The sequence below is a fragment of the Microbacterium sp. NPDC089698 genome, from assembly GCF_044749045.1.
In the GTDB taxonomy this organism is placed as follows: Bacteria; Actinomycetota; Actinomycetes; order Actinomycetales; family Microbacteriaceae; genus Microbacterium.
Window position 1 is genome coordinate 1237695 of sequence record NZ_JBIVHE010000001.1, and the last position, 21891, is coordinate 1259585.

21 protein-coding genes are annotated in these 21891 nt (G+C 72.1%); 12 read left to right on the top strand and 9 right to left on the bottom strand.

Annotation, left to right across the window (positions count from 1 at the left end):
* Nucleotides 1–18: 18 nt before the first annotated feature.
* The 3 genes from murQ to ACIPY5_RS05810 form a co-directional block, all read right to left on the bottom strand.
* A complete protein-coding gene (gene murQ / locus ACIPY5_RS05800) occupies nt 19–966 on the bottom strand; it encodes an N-acetylmuramic acid 6-phosphate etherase (protein ID WP_400967758.1) in 948 nt (315 codons plus the stop codon).
* Between the two features lie 49 nt (nt 967–1015).
* Nucleotides 1016–1909 carry an N-acetylglucosamine kinase gene (locus tag ACIPY5_RS05805; RefSeq protein WP_400967761.1) on the bottom strand — a complete coding sequence of 298 codons (894 nt, stop codon included), beginning with the start codon at nt 1907–1909 and terminating at the stop codon, nt 1016–1018.
* 62 nt (nt 1910–1971) lie between these two features.
* Nucleotides 1972–2571, bottom strand: a complete 600-nt coding sequence (locus ACIPY5_RS05810) for a hypothetical protein (protein ID WP_400967764.1) — start codon at nt 2569–2571, stop codon at nt 1972–1974.
* 94 nt (nt 2572–2665) lie between these two features.
* Here ACIPY5_RS05810 and ACIPY5_RS05815 point away from each other — a divergent pair, with 94 nt between their 5' ends.
* Nucleotides 2666–3250 (top strand): TetR/AcrR family transcriptional regulator, encoded by a 585-nt coding sequence (locus ACIPY5_RS05815; protein WP_309340778.1) that lies wholly within the window; start codon nt 2666–2668, stop codon nt 3248–3250.
* Nucleotides 3251–3367: 117 nt separating this feature from the next.
* A complete protein-coding gene (locus ACIPY5_RS05820; RefSeq protein ID WP_309340781.1) occupies nt 3368–5368 on the top strand; it encodes a primary-amine oxidase in 2001 nt (666 codons plus the stop codon).
* A 71-nt stretch (nt 5369–5439) separates the two neighbouring features.
* On the opposite strand, the gene ACIPY5_RS05825 is transcribed toward ACIPY5_RS05820, so the two are convergent.
* Nucleotides 5440–6057, bottom strand: coding sequence for an FMN-binding negative transcriptional regulator (locus ACIPY5_RS05825; protein ID WP_400967769.1), 618 nt, complete (start codon nt 6055–6057; stop codon nt 5440–5442).
* The gene (locus ACIPY5_RS05830) at nt 6057–6977 is read right to left on the bottom strand and encodes a DMT family transporter (RefSeq protein WP_400967772.1); all 921 of its coding nucleotides are present in this window, start codon (nt 6975–6977) and stop codon (nt 6057–6059) included. Before ACIPY5_RS05830 ends, ACIPY5_RS05825 begins: the two co-directional genes overlap by 1 nt.
* Here ACIPY5_RS05830 and ACIPY5_RS05835 point away from each other — a divergent pair.
* A complete protein-coding gene (locus tag ACIPY5_RS05835) occupies nt 6976–8382 on the top strand; it encodes a PLP-dependent aminotransferase family protein (RefSeq protein ID WP_400967775.1) in 1407 nt (468 codons plus the stop codon). The two genes, ACIPY5_RS05830 and ACIPY5_RS05835, sit on opposite strands and share 2 nt — an antisense overlap.
* Nucleotides 8383–8473: 91 nt before the next feature.
* Here the strand turns inward: ACIPY5_RS05835 and ACIPY5_RS05840 are convergent, their stop codons facing one another.
* A complete protein-coding gene (locus ACIPY5_RS05840) occupies nt 8474–9403 on the bottom strand; it encodes a LysR family transcriptional regulator (RefSeq protein WP_400967778.1) in 930 nt (309 codons plus the stop codon).
* A gap of 77 nt (nt 9404–9480) precedes the next feature.
* Here ACIPY5_RS05840 and ACIPY5_RS05845 point away from each other — a divergent pair, with 77 nt between their 5' ends.
* Both ACIPY5_RS05845 and ACIPY5_RS05850 read left to right on the top strand, forming a co-directional pair.
* Complete coding sequence (locus ACIPY5_RS05845) at nt 9481–11247, top strand: L-aspartate oxidase (RefSeq protein WP_400967781.1); 1767 nt, start codon at nt 9481–9483, stop codon at nt 11245–11247.
* A 134-nt stretch (nt 11248–11381) separates the two neighbouring features.
* On the top strand, nt 11382–12338 hold the full coding sequence (locus ACIPY5_RS05850; RefSeq protein ID WP_309337155.1) for a helix-turn-helix domain-containing protein: 957 nt from the start codon (nt 11382–11384) through the stop codon (nt 12336–12338).
* 104 nt (nt 12339–12442) lie between these two features.
* Here ACIPY5_RS05850 and ACIPY5_RS05855 read toward each other — a convergent pair whose 3' ends face one another.
* Entirely contained in the window at nt 12443–13006 is a 564-nt protein-coding gene (locus ACIPY5_RS05855) for a dihydrofolate reductase family protein (protein WP_400967785.1), read from the bottom strand.
* A gap of 189 nt (nt 13007–13195) precedes the next feature.
* Here ACIPY5_RS05855 and ACIPY5_RS05860 point away from each other — a divergent pair, with 189 nt between their 5' ends.
* The 6 genes from ACIPY5_RS05860 to ACIPY5_RS05885 all read left to right on the top strand — a co-directional run bounded on the left by ACIPY5_RS05860 (nt 13196) and on the right by ACIPY5_RS05885 (nt 19226).
* Complete coding sequence (locus tag ACIPY5_RS05860) at nt 13196–14026, top strand: MoaF C-terminal domain-containing protein (protein ID WP_400967788.1); 831 nt, start codon at nt 13196–13198, stop codon at nt 14024–14026.
* Nucleotides 14027–14109: 83 nt separating this feature from the next.
* Entirely contained in the window at nt 14110–14499 is a 390-nt protein-coding gene (locus ACIPY5_RS05865) for a nuclear transport factor 2 family protein (protein WP_309337161.1), read from the top strand.
* 122 nt (nt 14500–14621) lie between these two features.
* A complete protein-coding gene (locus tag ACIPY5_RS05870; protein ID WP_309337163.1) occupies nt 14622–15794 on the top strand; it encodes an ABC transporter substrate-binding protein in 1173 nt (390 codons plus the stop codon).
* An 84-nt stretch (nt 15795–15878) separates the two neighbouring features.
* Nucleotides 15879–16739: a branched-chain amino acid ABC transporter permease gene (locus tag ACIPY5_RS05875; protein ID WP_309337165.1), complete on the top strand. Its 861-nt coding sequence runs from the start codon at nt 15879–15881 to the stop codon at nt 16737–16739.
* A complete protein-coding gene (locus ACIPY5_RS05880) occupies nt 16726–18537 on the top strand; it encodes an ATP-binding cassette domain-containing protein (RefSeq protein ID WP_400967794.1) in 1812 nt (603 codons plus the stop codon). Before ACIPY5_RS05875 ends, ACIPY5_RS05880 begins: the two co-directional genes overlap by 14 nt.
* Entirely contained in the window at nt 18534–19226 is a 693-nt protein-coding gene (locus ACIPY5_RS05885) for an ABC transporter ATP-binding protein (protein WP_400967797.1), read from the top strand. The genes ACIPY5_RS05880 and ACIPY5_RS05885 overlap by 4 nt, the downstream gene beginning before the upstream one ends.
* 417 nt (nt 19227–19643) lie before the next feature.
* Here ACIPY5_RS05885 and ACIPY5_RS05890 read toward each other — a convergent pair whose 3' ends face one another.
* The gene (locus tag ACIPY5_RS05890) at nt 19644–20156 is read right to left on the bottom strand and encodes a DUF3465 domain-containing protein (protein ID WP_400967800.1); all 513 of its coding nucleotides are present in this window, start codon (nt 20154–20156) and stop codon (nt 19644–19646) included.
* Nucleotides 20157–20224: 68 nt separating this feature from the next.
* On the opposite strand from ACIPY5_RS05890, the gene ACIPY5_RS05895 reads away from it, so the two are divergent.
* Complete coding sequence (locus ACIPY5_RS05895) at nt 20225–21007, top strand: potassium channel family protein (protein WP_400967803.1); 783 nt, start codon at nt 20225–20227, stop codon at nt 21005–21007.
* A 24-nt stretch (nt 21008–21031) separates the two neighbouring features.
* Here ACIPY5_RS05895 and ACIPY5_RS05900 read toward each other — a convergent pair whose 3' ends face one another.
* Entirely contained in the window at nt 21032–21838 is an 807-nt protein-coding gene (locus tag ACIPY5_RS05900; RefSeq protein ID WP_309339839.1) for an SDR family oxidoreductase, read from the bottom strand.
* Between the last annotated feature and the right edge of the window lie 53 nt (nt 21839–21891).

The window sequence follows — 21891 nt, forward strand, 5'->3', positions numbered from 1 at the left end:
CCGACGGGCCGGCGGGCGTCAGCCCAGGGCGGCGATCGCGTCGCGGAGGACGCCGCCGGACGCCGCGAGAGCCGGGGCCGCGACCTCGGCGGAGGCGCCGGAGAAGAGCATCAGCAAGGCGAGCTTGACGGATCCGCCGGCCTCGGCGAGCGCGCGCACCGCGTCGTCCTGCGCCGCACCGCTGAGCTGGATGAGGGTGCGCACCGAACGGGCCCGCAGCTTCTCGTTCGTGGCCTGCAGGTCGACCATGACGCCGCGGTAGGTCTTGCCGAGGCGGATCATCGAGAGCGTGGAGAGCATGTTCACGACGAGCTTCTGGGCTGTGCCCGCCTTGAGCCGGGTGGATCCGGTCACGAACTCGGGACCCACGACGACCTCGATCGGCACCTCGGCGGCGGCGCCGATCGCGGACCCCGCATTGGCGGCGATCGCGACGGTGAGCGCGCCGACCTCCCGCGCGTACGCGAGCCCGCCCAGCACATAGGGCGTGCGCCCCGAGGCGGAGATCCCGACCACGGTGTCGTTCGCGCCCAGCCCGAGGCCGCGCAGGGACTCGGCGGCCGCGCGATCGTCGTCCTCCGCGTTCTCCACGGCGTCGCGGATCGCGACCTCGCCGCCGGCGATGAGTCCGACGACCATGCCGGGATCCGTGCCGAACGTCGGCGGGCACTCGGAGGCGTCCAGCACTCCGACCCGTCCCGCGGTCCCCGCGCCGATGTAGATGAGCCGCCCGCCGCGGCGGAACCGCTCGGTGATGCCGTCCACGGCCTCGGCGATCCGCTCGGCCTGCGCCGCGATCGCCTCGGGGACGCGACGGTCCTCGGCGTTCATCGCCCGCACCAGATCGAGCGTCGGCAGCAGGTCGAGATCGCCCCGCGAGGTGTCCGCCTGCTCGGTCGAGAGGTGCGAGAGCTCGCCGATCAGCGCCGCCAGGCGGGCGTCGTCCGCGGGAGTCTCGTTCGGCACGGTCTCATTCGGCGCAGTCTCATTCGGCGCGGTCTCATTCGGCGCAGTCTCATTCGGCACGGTGCACGAACCTTTCGTGGAGAGGGGCGCGGCCCTCGGCGATCATGGCGGCGCCGTCCAGCGCATCGCCGCGGGCGGGGACCGCTTCCAGTCCCCTGGTCTCGAGCGCGGACGAGACCGCGGCGCGGAACCCGTCGTGCGCGGTGAGCCCGCCGTGCAGCGCGACCACGGAGGAGCCTCCGGATGCGGCGAGCGCGGTCTCCGCGAGCAGGCGGGCCGCCTCGTCGCGGATCGCGACGGCGGCCCCGTCGCCCTGGTCGGCGCCGTCGAGGACGGCGGGGGCGAAGGTCGCGAGCAGGCGGGCGGGCGCGGCCGCGCCGCCGACCCAGGTGATCGGGGATTCGTCGTCGCCGATGAGGAGCGCGAGCACGTCGGTCAGCACGGTCGCGGGACCGAGGCCGTCCCTGGCGCGGAGCACCGCGCGCACGCCCTCCCGGCCGATCCAGGATCCGCTGCCGAGGTCGCCGAGATCCGGCCCCCAGCCGTCCACGCTGCGGTGCTCGTCCGCCCCGACGCCGAGCGCCACGGCGCCGGTGCCCGCGATGAGGAGGACTCCGGCCTCGCCGCGGAGGGCGCCCGCATGCGCGGTGACCACGTCGGAGGTGACCGCGGCGGGCGAGCGGGTCGCGTCGGCGAGCGCGCGGGCGAGCGCCGCAGCCTCGGCGGTGGCGTACATCGCGCCGGCCGCGCCGACTCCGATCCGCTCCGGACGGGCATCGGCGAGCAGCGGCACGATCGAGTCCAGGGCGAGGGCCACGCCCTCCCGGGCCGCGAGCCCGGGCGCTCCCCCGCCCTCGCGGCGCACGGGTGCGCCGTCGATCACGAGACGGACGCGGCACAGCGACTTGCCGAGGTCGATCGCGGCCGTGCCGGAGAAGGTCATGCACCAAAATGTACGGGATCCGAACGATAGGGAAAAGCTCGCCCGGCGCGCCCCCGGCGCCCTCAGGGGATCAGCACCATGGCGGCCATGACGATCAGCGAGATCGCCATCGAGACCCCCTCCGCCTCGAGAAGGATCCGCGCGCGGAGAGCCCCGCGTCGGAGCACGGCCGCACCGGCGCCGCCCGCGGGGGCGGCCTCGACGCGATGCCGCACGCGCGCGACGAGCATGAGGCCCAGCAGCACCACGACGCCGGACGCCGCCGCGACCGACATCGGCACGAGTGCGCCGTGCCCCGAGTGCCCGAATCCGGAGGTCACCGGCGCGGGCGCGCCGGAACGAGCTCCGAGCATCGCAAGGGCGCACACCGCCATGACCACGCAGCCGAGCGCGCGGTGGAAGCAGGCGTCCGCGTGCGCGCGGCCGCGCGTGCCGACGACCCCGAGCATCGCCGAGGCGATCCCGGCGACCGCGACCAGCAGCAGGATCCGGGCGTCGCCGTCGCCGGCGCACAGCGCGACCATCCCGAGCGCCATCACGACCGCGCTCTGCCGCGCCTGCCAGGGCACCGCACGCGGCACCACTCCCCCGGCCACCAGGCAGCAGACAGCGGCTGTGATCGCGGATCCGATCATCAGCAGCAACGCCGCCGCATGAAGCATGCGAACAGTGTTCTTGATCGCTCGCTCAAAAACAATACCCCCGGGAGGCATCGGATCCGCGGCGCGCGGGCCGGGTCTGCGCCAGGATGGAGGCATGCCCAGAGTCGTCGATCACGACGCGCGTCGGCGCGACATCGCCGCGGCGCTCCTCGCCGTCGCCGCGCGCGACGGCCACGACGGCATCAGCTCCCGCGCCGTGGCGCGCGAGCTGGGCGTCGCCGTCGGATCCCTCTGGCACTACTTCGACGGTTTCGACGACGTGATCCGCGCCGCGGCGGCCGAGGTCACGCGCCGCACCGAGGACCGGATCCGCGCCGCGACCGAGGGGCTGCGCGGACTCGCCCGCCTCGAGGCGATCATGCGCGAGGTGCTTCCGGTGGACGCGACGACCCGCACCGAGGCGCACGTCGTGGTGGGCTTCTGGGGCAGGCTCGCCTCGATCACCCCGACGGCGGACGCGTCGGCGCCGACCATCCCGCTGTGGCGCACGGAGACCTCCGAGGCGCTGGAGGAGGCGGTCGCCGCGGGCGAGCTGCGGCCGGAGACCCCGCTCGACGACGTGCTCGCACTCCTCCGCGCGATCACCTACGGACAGCAGATCGTCGAGGTCGCCGAGCCGGCCGATCCCGCGGCTCACCTACGCGTGTTCGCCGCAATCGTGGATCCCTGGCGGGCCTGAGCGCACCCCGCGGTCATCGCGCTGCCACGACACCCATTGCGCCCGCGCCCCGCGCGGCATATCATCGACGCAACCCGTTTCTTGAGCGATTGCTCAACTAAACCGCAGAGGTCGACGATGCCCCACCACGCTCCGCAGCCGATCACGCTCGACGCCATCCCGACGCCGCATCCGCTGGATCCGCTCACCGGGCCGGAGATCGCGGCCGCCCGCGCGATCCTCGCCGCGGCGGGACTTCTCGGCGACACCGTGCGCGTGCCGATGCTGCTGCCGGACGAGCCGACGCGGGCCGAGCTCGCCGCCTGGGCTCCCGGCGCGCCGATCGACCGCCGCATCGACGCCACCCTGCTCGACACCGCGACCGGCGTCGCGACCGAGGTCGTGGTCTCGATCACCCGCGGCGAGGTGCTGCGCGCCGAGCGCGTGCCGAACGACGCCCCGCCGTACGGCCAGCCCCAGTACCTCTTCGAGGAGTACGAGCGCGCCGAGTCGATCGCCAAGGCCTCGCCCGAGTGGCGTGCCGCGATGGAGCGCCGCGGGCTCGCCGAGCACATCGACCTCGCCTTCTGCGGGCCGCTCGCCCCCGGCTACACCGGCCGCGCCGACGAGGTCGGGCGACGCGTGATCCGCTCGCTCACGTTCCTCCGCTACGACGAGCTCGACTCGCCCTGGGCGCACCCGGTCGAGGGCCTCATCGTGCACATCGACCTCACGGCGAACAGCGTGATCCGCGTCGAGGACGTCGGCGACGTCCCCGTGCCCGCCGGCCACGGCAACTACTACCCCGAGGTGCAGGGAGAGGCGCGCACGTCCCTCAAGCCGATCGAGATCGTGCAGCCCGAGGGGCCGAGCTTCGCGGTGACCGGATCCCTCGTCGAGTGGGAGAACTGGTCGATGCGGGTGAGCTTCAACGCCCGCGAGGGCCTGGTGCTGCACGACGTGACCTTCGACGGGCGGCCGGTGCTGAACCGCGCGAGCGTGCCGGAGATGGTGGTCCCCTACGGCGACACCGCGCCGGGCCGCTTCTGGATCAGCTACTTCGACGCCGGCGAGTACCTGCTCGGCAAGAACGCGAACCACCTCGAGCTCGGCTGCGACTGCCTGGGCGTCATCCGCTACCTGGACGGCTTCGTCGCCGACGACCAGGGCCACCCGGTGCGGATCCCGAACGTGATCTGCATGCACGAGGAGGACACGGGGATCCTCTGGAAGCACACGAACCTCGAGGGCCGCTCCGACGTGCGCCGCGCCCGCCGCTTCGTCGTCTCGTACTTCTCCACGATCGGCAACTACGACTACGGCTTCTACTGGAACTTCGGCCTGGACGGGACGATCGAGGTGATCGCGAAGGCCACGGGCATCGTGTTCGTCGGCGCCGGAGAGCCGGGCGTCCCGCAGCGTCACGCGACCGAGCTCGCCCCCGGCGTGTTCGCGCCCGTGCACCAGCACCTGTTCTGCGCGCGGCTCGACGTCGCGGTCGACGGATCCGACAACCGTCTCGTCGAGGTCGACGCGGCGCGCGTGCCGATGGGACCGGAGAACCCGTTCGGCAACGCGTTCAGCTGGACGGAGACCGCGCTCGGCTCCGAGTCCGCCGCCCAGCGCGAGGCCGACACCTCGGTCGCGCGGGTCTGGGAGGTGCAGAGCGCCTCGCACACGAACGCCGTGGGACGGGCGACCGCGTATCAGCTCGTGCCGCAGCCGACCGCGCTGCTCATGGCGGATCCGGCCTCCTCCGTCGCCGCGCGCGCCGCCTTCGCGACCAAGCACCTGTGGGCCACCGCGCACCGCGAGGGGGAGCTCTGGCCCGCCGGCCGCTACCCGAACGCGCACCAGGGCGGATCGGGGCTGCCCGAGTACTCCGCGGGCGACGCGCCCCTGGACGGCCCGGACGGGGCCGACCTCGTGCTCTGGCACACGTTCGGGCTCACGCACTTCCCGCGCCCCGAGGACTGGCCGATCATGCCGGTCGACACCGCGGGCTTCGCGTTCCGCCCCTACGGCTTCCTCGACCAGAACCCCGGCATGGACGTGCCGGAGTCGTCGCAGGCGCACGCCGTGGCCGGATCCGGATCCGCCTGCTGCGGCGGCGGCGACGCCTGCACCTGCGGTCACTGACCGCCCCACCTTCGAGTCGTCCCCGCCAGCGGACCCCCTGGGCTCCGCCGGCGGGGACGACTCGGTGGTTTTCACCCCTTCCCGGGGCGAGGCCGTCGCATCTCGGCCGCGAGGGCGGGGTTGCGCTGCTCCAGGTGCGCGGCGATCGACGCGCGCACCTCGGGGGACTTGTTCTGGCTGAGCTTGGCGCGCGCCTCGAACCGCTCGACGCGCAGACGCAGGCCGACCGTGCCCCGGGCGATCCGGCGCGTGCCCTCCTCGTCCTCCGACAGGCTGCGGCCGTGCGGATGGTGCTGCTCGAAGTGGTCGGTGAGCCGCGCGAGCATCGCGTAGTTCTCCTCCTCCGAGAGGATCTCCGGCGTGCCGTAGAGGTGCGCGGTGACGTGGTTCCAGGTCGGCACCAGATCGCCCGGCGCGTACCAGCTCGGGGAGACGTAGTCGTGGGGGCCCTGCACGATCACGAGCACCTCGTGCGCGCCGAGCTCGTGCAGCTGCTCATCCGGTCGACCGAAGTGGCTGACGATGACGATGCCGTCCTCCGGGTCCGTGGTCTCGTCCAGGATCACCGGGTAGTGCGAGGCGACGAGCCCGGTCGCGACGGGCGACACGAACGTCGCCCACGGGTGCGCGCGGATCAGCCGCACGACCTCGACGGGATCGGTCATCAGGTAGCGGGGCGTGTGCCGCATCAGGCGTCCTTCCGAAGCCGGGTGCGCACGGCGAGCGCGGCGCACAGGATGACGGCGAGGCCGCCGAGGATCGTCGCCGCGCCGAGCTGCTCGTGCAGCAGGATCCCGGCCCAGAGGATGCTCAGCACGGGCTGCACGAGCTGGATCTGGCTCACCTGCGCCATCGGCCCGATCGCGAGGCCCCGGTACCAGGCGAAGAAGCCGAGGAACATGCTGACCACGGCGAGATACGCGAAGGCGAGCCACTGCACCGGCGTGGCCTGCGGCGGCTCCCCCGCGAGGGCGACCGAGGCGAGCACGATCATGACCGGCGCCGACAGCACGAGCGCCCAGGACACGGTCTGCCACGCGCCGAGCTCCCGCGCGAGCAGCCCGCCCTCGGCGTAGCCGACCGCCGCCGCGAGCACGGCCCCGAACAGCAGCAGATCGGACGGATGGAGCCCGCCGAGCCCGCCGTTCTGCAGTGCCGCGAAGCCGATCGCGACGACGGCCCCCAGCGCCGCGAAGAACCAGAAGGACCGCGAGGGACGCTCCCTCGTGCGCAGCACCGCGGCCACCGCGGTCGCGGCGGGGAGCAGTCCGATCACGACGGCGCCGTGGCTCGCCGGCGCCGTGGTGAGCGCGAAGGACGTGAGCAGCGGGAATCCCGCCACGACGCCGCCGGCGACGACCGCCAGCCGGAGCCACTGCCGCATCGTCGGCGGCTTCTGGCGCGTGAGCGCGAGCGCGAGCCCTGCGAGAACCGCGGCCACGACGGCCCGGCCGGACCCGATGAACAGCGGCGAGAGCCCGCCGACGGCGACGCGCGTGAACGGGACCGTGAAGGAGAACGCCACGACGCCGAGAAGGCCCCAGCCGAGTCCGGAGCGGACGGATAGCACTGGCCGCGAAGTTCGAGTAACGCTACTCTGTTCTGTCATGAGTCAGGATAGCAGTGAGCGGATCGTCACGGCGCTGCGTGACTGGATCGCGCACGCCGCCCCGGGGGCGCGCCTGCCCTCGAACCGCGCGCTCATGGCGCAGCACGGGGCGAGTCCGGTGACCGTGCAGAAGGCGATGCGCCGACTCTCCGCGCTCGGCCTGATCGAGTCCCGCCCCGGTGCCGGCACCTTCACGCGTGCCGTGCGCACGGCACGGCCGGCGGACTACGCGTGGCAGACCGCGGCCCTCGGCACCCCGCCGTCGCGGATGCCGGCGCTGTCCGCCACGCAGCGGTCCGCGGCGCTCGACGCGATCGCGCTGCACTCCGGCTACCCGGCACCGGAGCTGCTCCCCGAGCGGCTGGTGCGGCAGGCGCTCACCCGCGCCGCGCGGCTGGATGCGGCCGTGCTGCGCTCACCGGCGGCGGGATCCCCCGAGCTGCAGGCCTGGTTCGCGGGCGAGCTGGCCTCCGCCGCCCCGGTCGGCGTCACTCCGGCGTCGGCCCGCGACGCGCTCATCATCTCGGGCAGCCAGAGCGGGCTCAGTTCGATCTTCCGCGCCGTGGTAGGCGTCGGTCAGCCGCTCCTGATCGAATCGCCCACCTACTGGGGTGCGATCCTCGCCGCCGCGCAGGCGGGTGTCGAGCTCGTCCCCGTCCCCGCCGATGCGGACGGCCCGGATCCGGAGGCGGTCGAACGCGCCTTCGCCGAGACCGGCGCCCGCGGCTTCTACGCGCAGCCGTCGTTCGCGAATCCGACCGGCGCCGTGTGGCCGGAGGCGACGCGGACCGCCGTGCTCGAGATCGTGCGGCGACGGGGCGCGTTCCTCATCGAGGACGATTGGGCGCACGATCTCGCGATCGACGCGGATCCTCGGCCGATCGCCGCCCAGGACGACGACGGACATGTCATCTACCTCCGTTCGCTGACCAAGAGCGTGTCCCCCGCCCTGCGGGTCGCGGCCGTCATCGCCCGCGGTCCCGCACGCGACCGGATCCTGGCCGACCGCGCGGCGGAATCGATGTACGTCAGCGGACTTCTGCAGGCCGCGGCGCTCGACGTCGTCACGCAGCCCGCCTGGCGCACCCACCTGCGGGGCGTGCGGGACCAGTTGCGTGCGCGCCGGGATCTGCTGCTCGACGCGCTCCGGGAGCACGCACCGGCCGCGATCGTCGAGACGGTGCCGCGCGGGGGCCTCAATCTGTGGGTGCGCCTGCCCGAGGGAAGCGACGCGGAGCTCGTCGTGCGCGAGTGCGCCGCGCGCGGGGTGATCCTCGCGCCCGGTTCCGAATGGTTCCCTGCGGAGCCCTCGGGTGCCTTCGTCCGCCTCAACTACTCGGGCGAGAACCCGGAGCGCTTCCCGGAGGCCGTGCGCATCCTCGGCGCCACCCTCTCCGGCCCCTGATCCCCCTCCTACCTTCGCGTCGTCCCCACCAGCGCACCCGATGGCCTCCGCCGGCGGGGACGACCCGGAAGTGGAGAGCGCGGGGCGCGGGTCACACCGCCTTGGCGACGAAGTCCCCGGAGTCGACGAGGGCGTCGGCGGTGGCGATGATCGTGTCGCGGAGCGCCGCGGCCGCCCTGGTCGGCGCCATGTCGGCCCGATGCGCCAGGCTCACGGTGCGCGTGAGCTTGGGCGATGCCAGGGGCACGGCGCGCAGTCCAGGACGGTCGAGCGCGACCATCGCGGGAACCACGGCGACGCCCACCCCGCGCTCCACGAACCGCAGCACGGTGTCCATCTCCGGTCCCTCCACGACGACCTCCGCGTCGAGCCCCGCCCCGGCGAACGCCGCATCCGTCGCCGCACGCAGCTCGTAGCTGCGCGGGAACGCGATGAGCGGCAGGTCCGCGACCGCCGCGAGCGCGATGGCCCGACCGTGGCTCACGGGAGACTGGGCGGCCGAGGAGATCACCACGAGGTCCTCCTCGAGCAGCGGGGTGCGGCTGAGGCTCACGGGCGACGCCGCCGCCGCATCCGAGGATGCGAGCAGTGCGAGATCCAGCACCCCCTCGGCGAGCGCGGCGACGAGGCCCCGCGAGCCGCGCTCGGTGATCTCCAGCTCGATCCCGGGATGCGCGGCCCGGAATGCGCCGACGACCTCGGGAACGATGCTCGCGCACAGCGACGGCGGGGCGCCGAGACGCACCCGCCCGCGGCGCAGGCCTGCGATCTCGGCCATCTCCCGCCGCACGGACGCGGCATCCGCGAGCATGCGGCGCGCGTACGGCAGCAGCACCTCGCCCGCCGCGGTGAGCGAGATGTGCCCGCGTGCGCGATGGAAGAGCTCGGATCCGAGCTCCCGCTCGAGCGTCGAGATCTGCCGGCTCAGCGAGGGCTGCGCGAGATGCAGTTCCTCGGCGGCCCGGGTGAAGTTGCCCAGGCGGGCGATCTCGACGAATCCGCGGAGCTGCTCGAGGTTCATGACCATAGCCTAGACGCATTCACTCTAGCCGGATTATGCATTGGAGTAATCACCGGCGGATTCCTAGCGTGGAACCCATGACTGAGAACACCACCCGCGAGCGCCTCATCTCCACGACCGTGCTCGTGATCGGCACCGGCGGATCCGGCCTGCGCGCGGCCATCGAGGTCGCAGAGCAGGGCGTCGACGTGCTGGCCGTCGGCAAACGCCCGCGCCACGACGCGCACACCTCCCTCGCGGCCGGCGGCATCAACGCCGCCCTCGGCACGATGGACCCGCAGGACAGCTGGCAGCAGCACGCGGCCGACACGATCAAGGAGAGCTACTTCCTCGCCGACCCGCGCACGGTCGAGATCGTCACCCGCGGCGCGGAGGAGGGCATCCGCGACCTCGAGCGCTACGGCATGGGCTTCGCCCGCGAGGACGACGGCCGCATCTCGCAGCGCTTCTTCGGCGCGCACACCTTCCGCCGCACCGCCTTCGCCGGCGACTACACGGGCCTGGAGATCCAGCGCGCGCTCGTCGACCGCGCGGAGCAGCTCGAGATCCCGATCCTCGACACCGTCTACATCACCCGCCTGCTGGTCGACGACGTCCCGGCCCCCGACGGCGGCACGGTCCCCCGGATCTTCGGCGCCTACGGCTTCGACCTCGTGGACGGCACCCGGTACCTCATCCACGCCGACGCCGTGATCCTCGCCGCGGGCGGCCACAACCGCATCTGGCGGCGCACCTCGTCCCGCCGCGACGAGAACACCGGCGACTCCTTCCGCCTCGCCGTCGAGGCGGGCGGGCGGATCCGCGACCCCGAACTCGTGCAGTTCCACCCCTCCGGCATCATCGAGCCGGAGAGCGAAGCGGGCACGCTGGTGTCCGAGGCCGCTCGCGGGGAGGGCGGGATCCTGCGCAACGCGCTCGGCGAGCGGTTCATGCAGAAGTACGACCCGGAGCGGATGGAGCTGTCCACCCGCGACCGCGTGGCGCTGGCGGCGTACACCGAGATCGCCGAGGGCCGCGGCACCCCGAACGGCGGCGTCTGGCTGGACGTCTCGCACCTGCCCCGCGAGACGATCATGACCCGCCTCCCCCGCGTCTATCAGACCCTGCTCGAGCTGCAGATGCTCGACATCACGAAGGATCCGATCGAGATCGCGCCGACCGCGCACTACTCGATGGGCGGCGTCTGGGTGCGCCCGGAGGACCACCGCACCGACGTGGACGGCCTGTACGCGATCGGCGAGGCCTCCTCTGGTCTGCACGGCGCGAACCGGCTGGGCGGCAACTCGCTCATCGAACTGCTCGTCTTCGGGCGGATCACGGGTCGCGCCGCGGTCGCGCACGCCTACGGGCTCGACGCGCAGCACCGCTCGACCGAGGCCGTCCGCCGGGCCAGGGCCGAGATCGACGACCTGCTGGCCGCCGACGGCCCGGAGAACGTGCGTGCGCTGCAGCGCGCGATCCGCGACACCATGACCGCGCACGCGGGCGTGGTCCGCGACGAGGACGGCCTGCGCGCAGGGCTCGCCGAGCTCGACGCGATCGAGGAACGGATGACGCGGATCGGGATCCATCCCGACATCGCGGGCTTCCAGGACCTCGCGCACGCCTTCGACCTGCGCTCCTCCGCCCTCGCCGCGCGCGCGACGGTCGAGGCGGCGCTCGAGCGCCGGGAGACCCGAGGCTGCCACAACCGCAGCGACTACCCCGAGATGGATCCGGCATTGCAGGTCAACCTCGTCTGGTCGCCGTCCACGGGCGTCGTGCGCGAGGAGATCCCGTCGATCCCGGCCGAGATCGACGCGCTGATCCGCGAGGTCGACACCGCGGGCAAGCTCGTCGAATAGCACGCGACGGCGCACCGTCCGCGGGCCGGGCGGCGGGGATCTCCCCCGCCGCCCGGCCCGCGGTGGTAGAGTGCCTCAACGGATCGTATACAAAGTCGTCGATCCACCCCTGCATCTTCCCGAGGTGATCAGCCGTGGCAGCCATTCCCGTCGCTCCCGCAGAGTCCGTCTCGACGCTCGTCGCGCGCAACATCAGCGAGTTCCGCTCCGCCGTGTCCGACTCCTTCGTGCCTCTGCAGGTCAGCGGCGAGGGCGCCGAGCCGTTCCGAGGCCTGATCCGCGGCGCCTCCGTCGACGAGGTGCACGTGACCGACCTGCGCGCGTCGCGCCACGTGGTCGAGCGCACGCCGGAGCTCATCGCGCGCGGCGACCGGTCGTACTTCAAGGTGAGCCTGATGCTCGCCGGCACGGGACTGCTCATCCAGGACGACCGGGAGGCCGTGCTCACCCCCGGCGATCTCGCCGTCTACGACACCGACCGCCCGTACTCGCTCGTGTTCGACGAGGACTTCCGCACCATGGTCGTCATGTTCCCGAAACACCTGCTGAGCCTGCCTCCGGAGATGGTCGGCCAGCTCACCGCCGTGCGGATCTCGGGTCAGGAGGGACTGGGCGGCATGGTCGTGCCGTACCTGCGCCAGCTCGCCACGAACCTCGATCAGCTCGCCGGTGCCACCGGCGCGCGTCTCGCGCACAGCGCGCTCGACCTCGTCTCGACGGTGTTCACGCGCGAGCTCGGCCTCGATGAGGCGGCGGCCGATCCGCACCGCGCGCTCATGCAGCGGATCCGCGGCCACATCGACCGCAACCTGGCCTCGACCGATCTCGGCCCCACGTCGATCGCGGCCGCGCACTTCATCTCCACGCGGCACCTGCACGGCCTGTTCCAGGAGCAGGGCACGACAGTGTCGACCTGGATCCGCACCCGCCGGCTCGAGCAGTGCCGTCGCGATCTGCTGGATCCGATCCTCGCCGACCGCCCGGTCGCCGCGATCGCCGCGCGCTGGGGCTTCGTCGACGCCGCGCACTTCAGCCGCGCGTTCAAGACCGCCTACGGCGTCTCCCCGAGCGAGTACCGCGCCACGCACTGAGTGCACCCGCGCTGCCCACTGCTCTACCCGCGAGACTCCATCTCCGCGACGAGACTGCGCTCCTGAACCGCAGTCTCGTCGCCCAGTTGGAGTCTCGCGGATCGTCAGGCCGGCACGTAGCGCAGTTCGAGGACGCCGCTGGGGTAGGGCGTGCTCTGCACGAGCCGCAGCCGCACCGGCGCATCCTGCTCCGGGAACAGGGCCGTGCCCGTCCCGGCCGCCGCGGGCAGCACCCAGAGGCGGTACTCGTCGACGACGCCGGCGGCGATCAGGGCGCGCTGGAACGAGTCCCCCGCGATCGCGAAGAGGTCCTTGCCCGGCTCGGCCTTGAGCCGCGCGATCTCCTCCGCGAGGTCGCCCGCGGCGATGCTCGCCTCGCCCCACTCGTCGACCGCATCGAGGGTGCGCGAGAAGACCACCTTCGGGATCGCGTTCATCGGAGCGGCGGAGGGATGCTCTGCCGCCGGCCAGAACCCCTTCATCGCGTCATAGGACGCCCGGCCCATGAGGAAGGCGCCCGCCTCCCACAGTTGCCGGACGTACTCCTCCTCCTGCGCCACGTCGTCGATCGACTCCATCACCCCGCGCATGCCGTTCGCCGCATCGACGCTCCTGCCGTCGATCGACACGTAGTAGCTCAGGATCAGCTTCCGCCTGCTCTCGGTCATGAGAGCAGTCTGATCCGATTACTTGTTTTTTACAAGTAGAACTTCGAAGGTTCCGGCCTTGCCCCTGGGGGCACGCCGGTTGACTCTCGGCGCGGGATCGGATCCGGATCGTTGAGGCCGTTCCGGCGCCGGAACAGCATGGTTCCACGCCCCGCAGTCCGGCGGGGTCAGGGTCGAAGGAGTCCCAGAGTGTCCGATGATGTGACGATTGCCGATCCGCCCTCCGCGCCCGAGGACGGGTTCGACGAATGGCGCACCTATGACGAGTTCGCCGCCGGGATCGACACCTACCGCCTGCCGAACATCGACCTCGGCGGCACCACGCTGAACCTCTCGCTGGACGGCGGAGAGACGCTCTCCCTCGAGTTCAGCGCCTCGACCGGCCCCGAGGCCGCACAGGTGACCTGGTCGGGTCTCGGCGCCTCCGGCACGGATCCCTACGACGCGGTCGCGGTGCGCGACGACGTCGTCTTCGTGAACCTGCCGCTCGCCTCGCGTGAGCGCGAAGCGCTCACCGTCGTCTACTCCACGACCACGCACCGCGCCACCGTGGTCCGCTCGCGCATCGCCGCGGAGGCCGTCGAAGGCACCCCGCAGGTCGGCCAGGAGTTCTGGTCCGCCACGACCGGCGCCGGCGCACCCACGGGCGAGGTTCCAGGGCCCAGCCGCGACCTCATCGGCAAGCGCAACATCTACCGGTACAGCCCGCATCACCTGTACGAGCACGTCTACGTCTCCAGCCAGCGCTACGCCTGGCAGTGCCTCGAGGGCGTGCAGCGCGGGCACGGCGACATGGACCTCTCGACGGTGTGGAAATTCGCCGACGGCCTCTACCTGTTCTGCTTCCGCGAGTTCCGGATCGCGGTCGCGAGCGTCTGGCTGCACGACCTCGGCTACCAGTTGATGACGACCGGGATCTTCCTCGGCCTGAACGGCGAGGGCGCCTCGGAGCACTCCCGCGGCGGCGGCCACATCTACCCGCTCGGCGCGGTCGCCTACCCCGACGCCCAGCCCGTCTGACCTCTGCCGACCACCATGAGCCGCGTCCCGCACGGCGGCCTCGCGGTATCCGTCGACCCTGCGACCCCCGAGGAGCACCCGTCATGACCAATGCCGACATCATCCGAGCCCACTACGACGCGAGCGACCGCGGCGACGTCGACGGCATGCTCGCGCCGCTCCGCCACGACGTGCGCTGGACCGAGGCGGCGGGCTTCCCGTACGCCGGCACCTACGTGGGTCCCGACGCCGTGGTGGAGAACGTGTTCTCCCGCCTCCAGGACGACTGGGACGACTACACCCTCGCCGTGGACGAGGTCGTCGACGGCGGCGACACCGTGATCGGGATCGGCACCTATTCCGGGACCTACAAGCGCACGGGGCGGTTCTTCGCCGCCCGCGTCGCGCACGTCTGGCGGCTCGAGGGCGGAGAAGTCGTGGCGTTCGAGCAGTTCACCGACACGGAGATGGTCTCCCGCGCGACCCGCGACTGACCGCCGCACCGCGACCGCCCGCCGCCACCGACACCACAGACCTGCACGACACCAGACCTGCACCGCACCAGACCTGCACCACACCGCGGGGTCCGCCCCGCACCCGAGAAGACAGGAATCACATGAACAAGCGCATCACCGCCGCAGCAGCGCTGCTCGCCGCGGGCATGCTGGCCCTGGCCGGCTGCTCCGGCGACGGCGGCTCCGGATCCGGCTCCTCCGATCCGATCGTCGTCGGATCCGTCAACACCATCTCCGGGCCCGCCACGTTCCCCGAGGCGTCCCAGGCGGCCAAGGCCGTGTTCGACAAGTTCAACGCCGACGGCGGCCTGAACGGACGCAAGATCGACTACAAGGCGCTCGACGACAAGGGCGACCCCGCCACCGCGACCGCGAACGCTCGCGAGATCGTCGGATCCGACAACGCCGTCGCGATGATCGGCTCCGCGAGCCTCATCGAATGCGACCTGAACAAGAAGTACTACGAGCAGGAGGGCATCCTCTCGATCCCGGGCATCGGCGTCGACACGGGCTGCTTCGACAGCAAGGCCATCTCTCCGGCCAACGTCGGCCCGTACAACGACATGACGCTGACGCTGCTGTACGGATCCGAGCAGCTCAAGCTCGACAACATCTGCGTGCTGCTGGAGATCGCCGGATCCACCCGCCCGACCTACCAGGCCGCGATCGACAAGTGGACCCAGATCACCGGCAAGAAGCCGCTCTACGTCGACGACACGGTGCCCTACGGCGCGAGCGACTACACGCCCTACATCGTCAAGGCCAAGCAGGCGGGCTGCAAGGCCCTCGCGATCAACCCGGTCGAGCCCGACGCGATCGGCCAGGTCAAGGCCGCCAACGCGCAGGGCTGGAACGACGTGACCTGGCTGTACCTGACGAGCGTCTACAGCGAGAACTTCGCGAAGGCGATCGACAACGCCGGAGCCGGCATCTACGTCCCCGCCGAGTTCTACCCGTTCACCGAGGAGAACGACGTCAACAAGGACTGGCGCGACCTGATGACGAAGAACAACATCCCGCTGACCTCGTTCAGCCAGGGCGGATACCTCGCCGCGACGTACTTCATCGAGGCGCTGAAGTCCGTCAAGGGCGACATCACCCGGGAATCCGTGTCCGCGGCGATCAAGAGCATGCCCGCCGTGCAGAACAAGATGATCGGCGACCCGTACAAGTTCGGGACCATCCCCACCGCGGGCTGGCCCATCGAGCTCAAGAGCGGCACGCACGCCTGGCAGAAGATCGCGGACGACTGGTACCGGATCCCCAAGAAGTAGGACCGGCCCCTCCGGGGGCGTCGAGCGAGGGTGCCGCGGCGTCCTCGCTCGACGGCCCCGGGCCGAGACGAAGGAAGAAGCACCATGCTCGAAGGAGCCCTGGCGGGGCTCGCGGCCGGCGGCCTGTACGCCGTGCTCGGGGTCTGCCTCACCCTCATGGCCCGGCTGGTCCGGGTCGTCAACTTCGCCCAGGCGGCGACCGGCATGTTCGGCGGGTTCTGCGCCGTGTGGCTCGTCACCAAGGCGGGCATGCCGGTGTGGATCGGATCCGTCCTCGGCGTCCTGATCGGCGGGGTACTGGCCGCCGCGATCGGCTGGATCGCCGCGACCTGGCTCTCCGAGGCGTCCACGACGACGCGCTCGGCGATGACGGTCGGCCCCCTGCTCCTGCTGATCTCGCTCTCGTTCATCCTGTTCGGCAACAAGCCGCAGCCGTTCACCCCGATCATCGCGGGCCCCGCGTTCGCGATCGGCGGCGTGGTGATCAGCCAGGTCACGGTGTGGACGGTGGGCATGGCGATCGTCGTCGCCGTCGGGGTGCACTTCCTGCTCACCCGCACCCGGATCGGCACCCAGCTGCGCGCGCTCTCCGAGCGCCCGACCACGGCCGAGCTGCTCGGGATCCGCTCCCGCCCGCTCTCGATCGCCGTGTGGTTCGCGACCGGCGTGATCAGCGCGATCGCGATCGTGATCGTCGCCCCCTCGCAGTCGAACGACGCGACGAGCCTGTCGCTGCTCATCATCCCCGCCGCGGCCGCGGCGCTGCTCGGCGGCTTCAAGCGCCTCGACCTCACGGTCGTCGGCGGCCTCGTGCTGGGCGTGCTCGGCGGTCTCGTCGCGCAGATCAACGAGATCTCACTCGTGCGCAACTTCCTCCCGTTCCTGTTCATCGTGGTCCTGCTGCTGTGGACCCAGCGCAAGGAGGTGTGGGATGCCGCACGCTGAGCCGCTCTCGCCCGCCCGTCCGTCCGTCCCGCTCCTGCAGAGGCCGGTGGTCCGCACCGTCTGGCCGTTCGTCGTCGGAGCGCTCGCGATCCTCGTCGGCCTCCTGCTCTCCAACGCCCTTCCGGGCTACTTCGTCTACCTCGCGATCAGCGCGGTCATCGCGGCGATCGCGATCATGGGCCTGGGCGTCGTGACCGGATCCGCCGGCATGATCGCCCTGTGCCAGCTCACGTTCGCGGCGATCGGCGCCTGGATCGTGGCCCTCATGAACATCTGGCACGCACCGGGCGGCTTCATCGTCTGGCTCGTCCTCGGTGCGCTCGTCGCCGGCGTCGCCGGAGTGCTGGTCGGCCTGCCCGCCCTGCGCCTGCGCGGTGTGAACCTCGCCGTGGTCACCCTGGGCTTCGCCGCCGCGGCCGACGTCACGCTCGTGCAGATCCAGTTCCCCGGATCCGCGGAGGCCATCTCGATCGACCGGCCCGCGATGTTCTCGAACGACAAGATGTTCTTCTTCCTGTCGATCATCGTGCTCGTCGTGTGCGCGCTGATCGTGTTCTTCCTGCAGCGCAGCCGCTGGGGGGCGAGCTGGAAGGCCGTCGCGTTCTCCGAGCGCGGCACCGCCGCCGCGGGGCAGAGCGTGCAGGCCGCCAAACTCACCGCATTCGCCGTGTCGGCCGCGCTCGGCGGCGTGGCGGGAGGCCTGCTCGCCGGCCAGGTGCAGCTGCCGTTCGCGGCGAGCTTCACGCCCCTGCAATCGCTCGCGCTCTACGTGCTGGCGATCATGAGCGGCGCGCACCTCATCGACATGGCGGTGTTCGGCGGCATCCTCTGGGTGCTCGTGCCGGAACTGCTCAAGCGCTGGCACATCCCGCAGGACTGGGGCTTCGTGATCTTCGGCGTCCTGGGCGTGCAGGCGCTCACGAGCGGGACGAGCCTCGGCCAGGGGATCCGCAACCTGCTCTGGAAGCGTCAGGATCGGCGGACCGCGAACGCCGCCCTCTCCGCCCTGCCGCCGGATGCGGCCGAGGACGTCGAGGAGATCCGCACGACCACCACGGCCACGATGGATCCGGCGCTGCTGAGCGGCGAGCCGGTGCTGACCGTCGAACATCTGACGGTCGAGTTCGGCGCACTGAAGGCGCTCGACGACGTGTCCTTCTCCGTGCCGGAGGCGTCGATCATGGGCCTCATCGGACCGAACGGCGCCGGCAAGTCGACCTTCGTCGACGCGATCAGCGGCTTCCTGCCCAAGCCCGGCGGACGCGTGCTGCTGGGCGGCCGCGACCTCGCCGGCCTCTCCCCCACGCGCCGCGCCCGGCGGGGTCTGCGCCGCACGTTCCAGCAGGACCGGGTGCCGCCGCTGCTCACCGTGGGCGGGTACGTGCGCTTCGTCGCGCGACGCCGGCTGTCCGCGGCGGACATCGAGGAGACGCTCGCGTTCTTCGGCTGCCCGCCCGCGCGGGCGCGGCTGTCGAGCGTCGACGTCGGCACCCGCCGCCTGGTCGAGGTGGCCGCCGCCGTGCTCGCCGGGCCGCGCCTGCTGATCCTCGACGAGCCCGCGGCCGGGCTCTCGCACGACGAGCACCTCGCGCTCGCCGCCCGGCTGCGCGAGCTGCCGCAGCGCTACGGCGTCGCGCTCATCATCATCGAGCACGACCTGGATCTGGTGCGCTCGGTGTGCCCGATGCTCACCGTGCTGAACTTCGGGCAGGTGCTCGCGACGGGTCCGCAGGACGAGGTGCTCGCGAACCCCGACGTCGTCAAGGCCTACATGGGAGAGACGGAGCTGCTGTCATGAGCGAACTGGTGCTGGACGGCGTCACCGTCAGCCGCGGCGCGGGGCCGGTGATCTCCGACGTCTCGCTCACCGTGCGCGGCGGCGAGGTGCTCGCCCTGGTCGGCCCCAACGGCGCGGGCAAGACCAGCCTCATCGAGTCGATCTCGGGCGTCGTCGGTCACTCGGCCGGCACGCTCTCGCTCGACGGGGAGCGCATCGACCGGCTCTCCCGGGTGACGCGTGCGCGCAGGGGCATCGTGCACATCGAGCAGGGCAGGGCGGTGTTCCCGTCGCTCACGGTGCGCGAGAACCTGTCGCTCACGGCGCGCACGCCCGCCGAGCTCGAGGCGGCGCTCGCGCCGTTCCCCGAGCTGGAGAAGCGGATCGACTCCGCGACCGCGCTGCTCTCGGGCGGCGAGCAGCAGATGGTGGTGCTCGCGCGCGCCTTCGCGGCGAAGCCGAAGATCCTGCTCATCGACGAGATGTCGCTCGGCCTCGCGCCCGTCGTGTTCATGAGGCTCGTGCCGATCGTGCAGTCGATCGCGGAGTCCGGCGTCGGCGTGCTGCTCGTGGAGCAGTTCACGCAGCTCGCGCTCGGCATCGCCCGTGAGGCCGTGGTCGTCGCCGGCGGTCGCGTGTCGTTCCAGGGCACCGCGGAGGACCTGCACGCGGATCCCCAGCTCCTCCACCGCGCCTACCTCGGCGGCTAGCCCTCGCAGCTCATCCGCCTCCCCCACCTTCGGGTCGTCCCCGTCAGCGCACGCTATGGAGTCCGCTGACGGGGACGACTCGAGTTCGAGGGGATGCTCTCCGGGGGCGGGGGCACCGGCGGCGCGGGGACCCCGGGGGGGGGCGCGGGGACCCGGGGGTAGTGCCGAGCGCACCGGACGCTGCCGAGCGCACGGCGGGTTGGCGCGGCGAAACCGTGTCCCCGACAGGATGCGGTGCGTTCGGTGAGCAACGCCGGCGGACGACCGCGTCCGCGTTCGAGACCGTCCCCCACTTCCGGGTCGTCCCCGTCAGCGCACGCCAGAGGGTCCGCTGACGGGGACGACTCGAAGGTGGAGCGGCGCCGGGGCGAGGGCGCGCGCGAGCGAGGGCGCGCGCGAGCGGGCGGGCGAGCGCGGTCAGGAGAAGGTGCGGCCGTTCCAGGCGAGCCAGCCGGCCTCGTGGCGGCCGGAGGGGTCGTGGTGCGTCCAGTGCACCGTCCCGCCCTTCTCGCTCCACTCGTAGTCGCCGCGGAAGTCGACCCGGTCTCCCGTCGAAAGCCCGTCCAGGCGCGGAGCGATGTCGATGTTGTGCGCCACGAGGATCGAGATCCCCGCGGGAGTCGTGAGGATGAACTTCTGGTGCCGCGAACCCTCGTCGTCGTCCGGCAGGATCCGGGACACGACACCCGTGCCCTGCACCTCCACCCCACTGCGCCGCTCCTCGAAGAGGGCGCGCACAGGGTCGCCGGCGGATCCCGACCCGGCTCCGCCCCCAGATCCGGCCGCCCCCGATCCGGCGGTCGCGGACGGCGACGTGACCACCGCCGCGGGGAGGCCGCCGGGGATCCCTCCCCGGCCGATCACGAGCACCGCGAGCGCCACGAGGGCGACCACGACGACGACCGTCGTCCACCGCACCCTCCGAGTCACGGCGCCCAGCCTAGACCGAGGGGCCGCCGCGGGTCCCGCCTGCGCCCGCCCGGGCGTACGATGCGCGCATGACGTTGGAGCGCTGGCGGCGGATCGCCGAGTGGCCGCTCATCGTCGCGTCCGTGCTGTTCCTCATCACCTACTCGATCCAGGTGATCCTGGATCCGAGAGGAAGCATCGGCGCCCTGCTCGAAGACCTGCTCTGGGTGTCCTGGGGAACCTTCCTCATCGACTACATCGTGAGCCTCGTGATCGCGCCAAGGCGCTGGCACTGGTTCCTCACGCACCTGTTCAACCTCGCGACCGTCGTGCTGCCGATGCTCCGCCCGCTGCGGGTGCTGCGCGTGGTCACCCTGCTCGCGGTGCTGCAGCGCACCGCCGGCCGGGCCGTGCGCGGCCAGATCGTCATCTACGTGACAGGCGCCACCCTGCTCGTCGTCTACGTCGCCTCCCTGGCCGTGCTCGACGCCGAGCGCGCCGGCGGCGGCAGCATCGTCACGTTCCCCGACGCGATCTGGTGGGCGTTCACGACCATCACGACGGTCGGCTACGGCGACCTCGTGCCCATCACGCTCGAGGGCCGGGTGATCGCCGTGGGGCTCATGCTCAGCGGCATCGGCCTGCTCGGCGTCGTTTCGGCGACCTTCGCCTCGTGGATCGTCGAGCAGGTCTCGGCAGAGAACACCAGCCGCCAGGCGGCCACCGTCGCGCACGTCGACGCCCTCCGCGCCGAGATCGCCGAGCTGCGCACGGTGCTCGCCCGGATGGATCCGGCTCTGCGGGCCGCCGATGCGCAGACGCCTCCCGCCGCAGAGCCGGACGGCCCCGACCCGCTCAGCACGAAGGGCTGACGACGGAACGGGGCCGGTGCGCCCCTACATCCCGGCGTGCTCGAAGGCGGTCGTGGGCAGGTCGACGATGTGCGCGCCGCCGTCGACGACGAGCACGGATCCGGTCATGTACGACGACTCGGCGGACCCCAGGAAGCGCACCACGGCCGCGATCTCGGCGGGCTGGGCCGGACGGTGCAGCGGCACGTCCGCGGTGACCGTCGCGTACGCCTCCTCGCGCGAGGCGAGCCCGGCGTGCTCCGCGAACTCGTCCATCTCCTCATCCGCCATCGGCGTCTGCACCCAGCCGGGGCACACCGCGTTCACGCGCACGCCGTGCTTGCCGTAGTCGCGCGCGAGCGTGCGGGTGAGGCCGATCAGCGCGTGCTTGCCGACCGTGTAGCCCGCGACCGAGGGACCGGCGAAGAGCCCGGCGAGCGAGGAGATCACGACGATCTGCCCCTTCGCCTCGATGAGCGCCGGCAGCGCCTCGCGCGCCATCACGAACGCCGTGGTGAGGTTCGCGCGGATCGCGCCCTCCCATCCGGCGTCGTCCGTCTCCCCCACCGGGGCGAAGCCGTGCCCGCCCGCGTTGGCGACGAGCACGTCGATGCGGCCGAACGTCGCGAGCACCTCGGCGACCGCCCGCTTCGCGTCCTCGGTCGAGGCGGCATCGGCGATCACGGGGTGCGCGCCGACCGCGCGCTCGACCTCGCGCAGCGGCGCCTCGCGGCGGCCGACGACGACGACGTGCGCGCCCTCTGCCGCGTAGCGGGCGGCGATCGCGGCGCCGATGCCGGTGCCGCCGCCGGTGATGACGACGACGCGTCCGGTGGATCCGTTGGTGGTCATGGGGTCTCCTGTCGTGGAAGGCGGGGGAGGTCGAAAAGCAGGGGGTCGGGGAA

Excerpts from the sequence above, each read along its gene's own strand:
- ACIPY5_RS05855 (WP_400967785.1), bottom strand. The coding sequence starts at position 13,006 with ATGACCGAGAGCAGGCGGAAGCTGATCCTGAGCTACTACGTGTCGATC.
- ACIPY5_RS05880 (WP_400967794.1), top strand. The coding sequence starts at position 16,726 with ATGCCGCACGCTGAGCCGCTCTCGCCCGCCCGTCCGTCCGTCCCGCTC.
- ACIPY5_RS05885 (WP_400967797.1), top strand. The coding sequence starts at position 18,534 with ATGAGCGAACTGGTGCTGGACGGCGTCACCGTCAGCCGCGGCGCGGGG.
- ACIPY5_RS05825 (WP_400967769.1), bottom strand. The coding sequence starts at position 6,057 with ATGCGGCACACGCCCCGCTACCTGATGACCGATCCCGTCGAGGTCGTG.
- ACIPY5_RS05895 (WP_400967803.1), top strand. The coding sequence starts at position 20,225 with ATGACGTTGGAGCGCTGGCGGCGGATCGCCGAGTGGCCGCTCATCGTC.
- ACIPY5_RS05840 (WP_400967778.1), bottom strand. The coding sequence starts at position 9,403 with ATGAACCTCGAGCAGCTCCGCGGATTCGTCGAGATCGCCCGCCTGGGC.
- ACIPY5_RS05835 (WP_400967775.1), top strand. The coding sequence starts at position 6,976 with ATGAGTCAGGATAGCAGTGAGCGGATCGTCACGGCGCTGCGTGACTGG.
- ACIPY5_RS05820 (WP_309340781.1), top strand. The coding sequence starts at position 3,368 with ATGCCCCACCACGCTCCGCAGCCGATCACGCTCGACGCCATCCCGACG.
- ACIPY5_RS05845 (WP_400967781.1), top strand. The coding sequence starts at position 9,481 with ATGACTGAGAACACCACCCGCGAGCGCCTCATCTCCACGACCGTGCTC.
- ACIPY5_RS05900 (WP_309339839.1), bottom strand. The coding sequence starts at position 21,838 with ATGACCACCAACGGATCCACCGGACGCGTCGTCGTCATCACCGGCGGC.
- ACIPY5_RS05815 (WP_309340778.1), top strand. The coding sequence starts at position 2,666 with ATGCCCAGAGTCGTCGATCACGACGCGCGTCGGCGCGACATCGCCGCG.
- ACIPY5_RS05810 (WP_400967764.1), bottom strand. The coding sequence starts at position 2,571 with ATGCTTCATGCGGCGGCGTTGCTGCTGATGATCGGATCCGCGATCACA.
- ACIPY5_RS05870 (WP_309337163.1), top strand. The coding sequence starts at position 14,622 with ATGAACAAGCGCATCACCGCCGCAGCAGCGCTGCTCGCCGCGGGCATG.
- ACIPY5_RS05830 (WP_400967772.1), bottom strand. The coding sequence starts at position 6,977 with ATGACAGAACAGAGTAGCGTTACTCGAACTTCGCGGCCAGTGCTATCC.
- ACIPY5_RS05865 (WP_309337161.1), top strand. The coding sequence starts at position 14,110 with ATGACCAATGCCGACATCATCCGAGCCCACTACGACGCGAGCGACCGC.
- ACIPY5_RS05875 (WP_309337165.1), top strand. The coding sequence starts at position 15,879 with ATGCTCGAAGGAGCCCTGGCGGGGCTCGCGGCCGGCGGCCTGTACGCC.
- ACIPY5_RS05805 (WP_400967761.1), bottom strand. The coding sequence starts at position 1,909 with ATGACCTTCTCCGGCACGGCCGCGATCGACCTCGGCAAGTCGCTGTGC.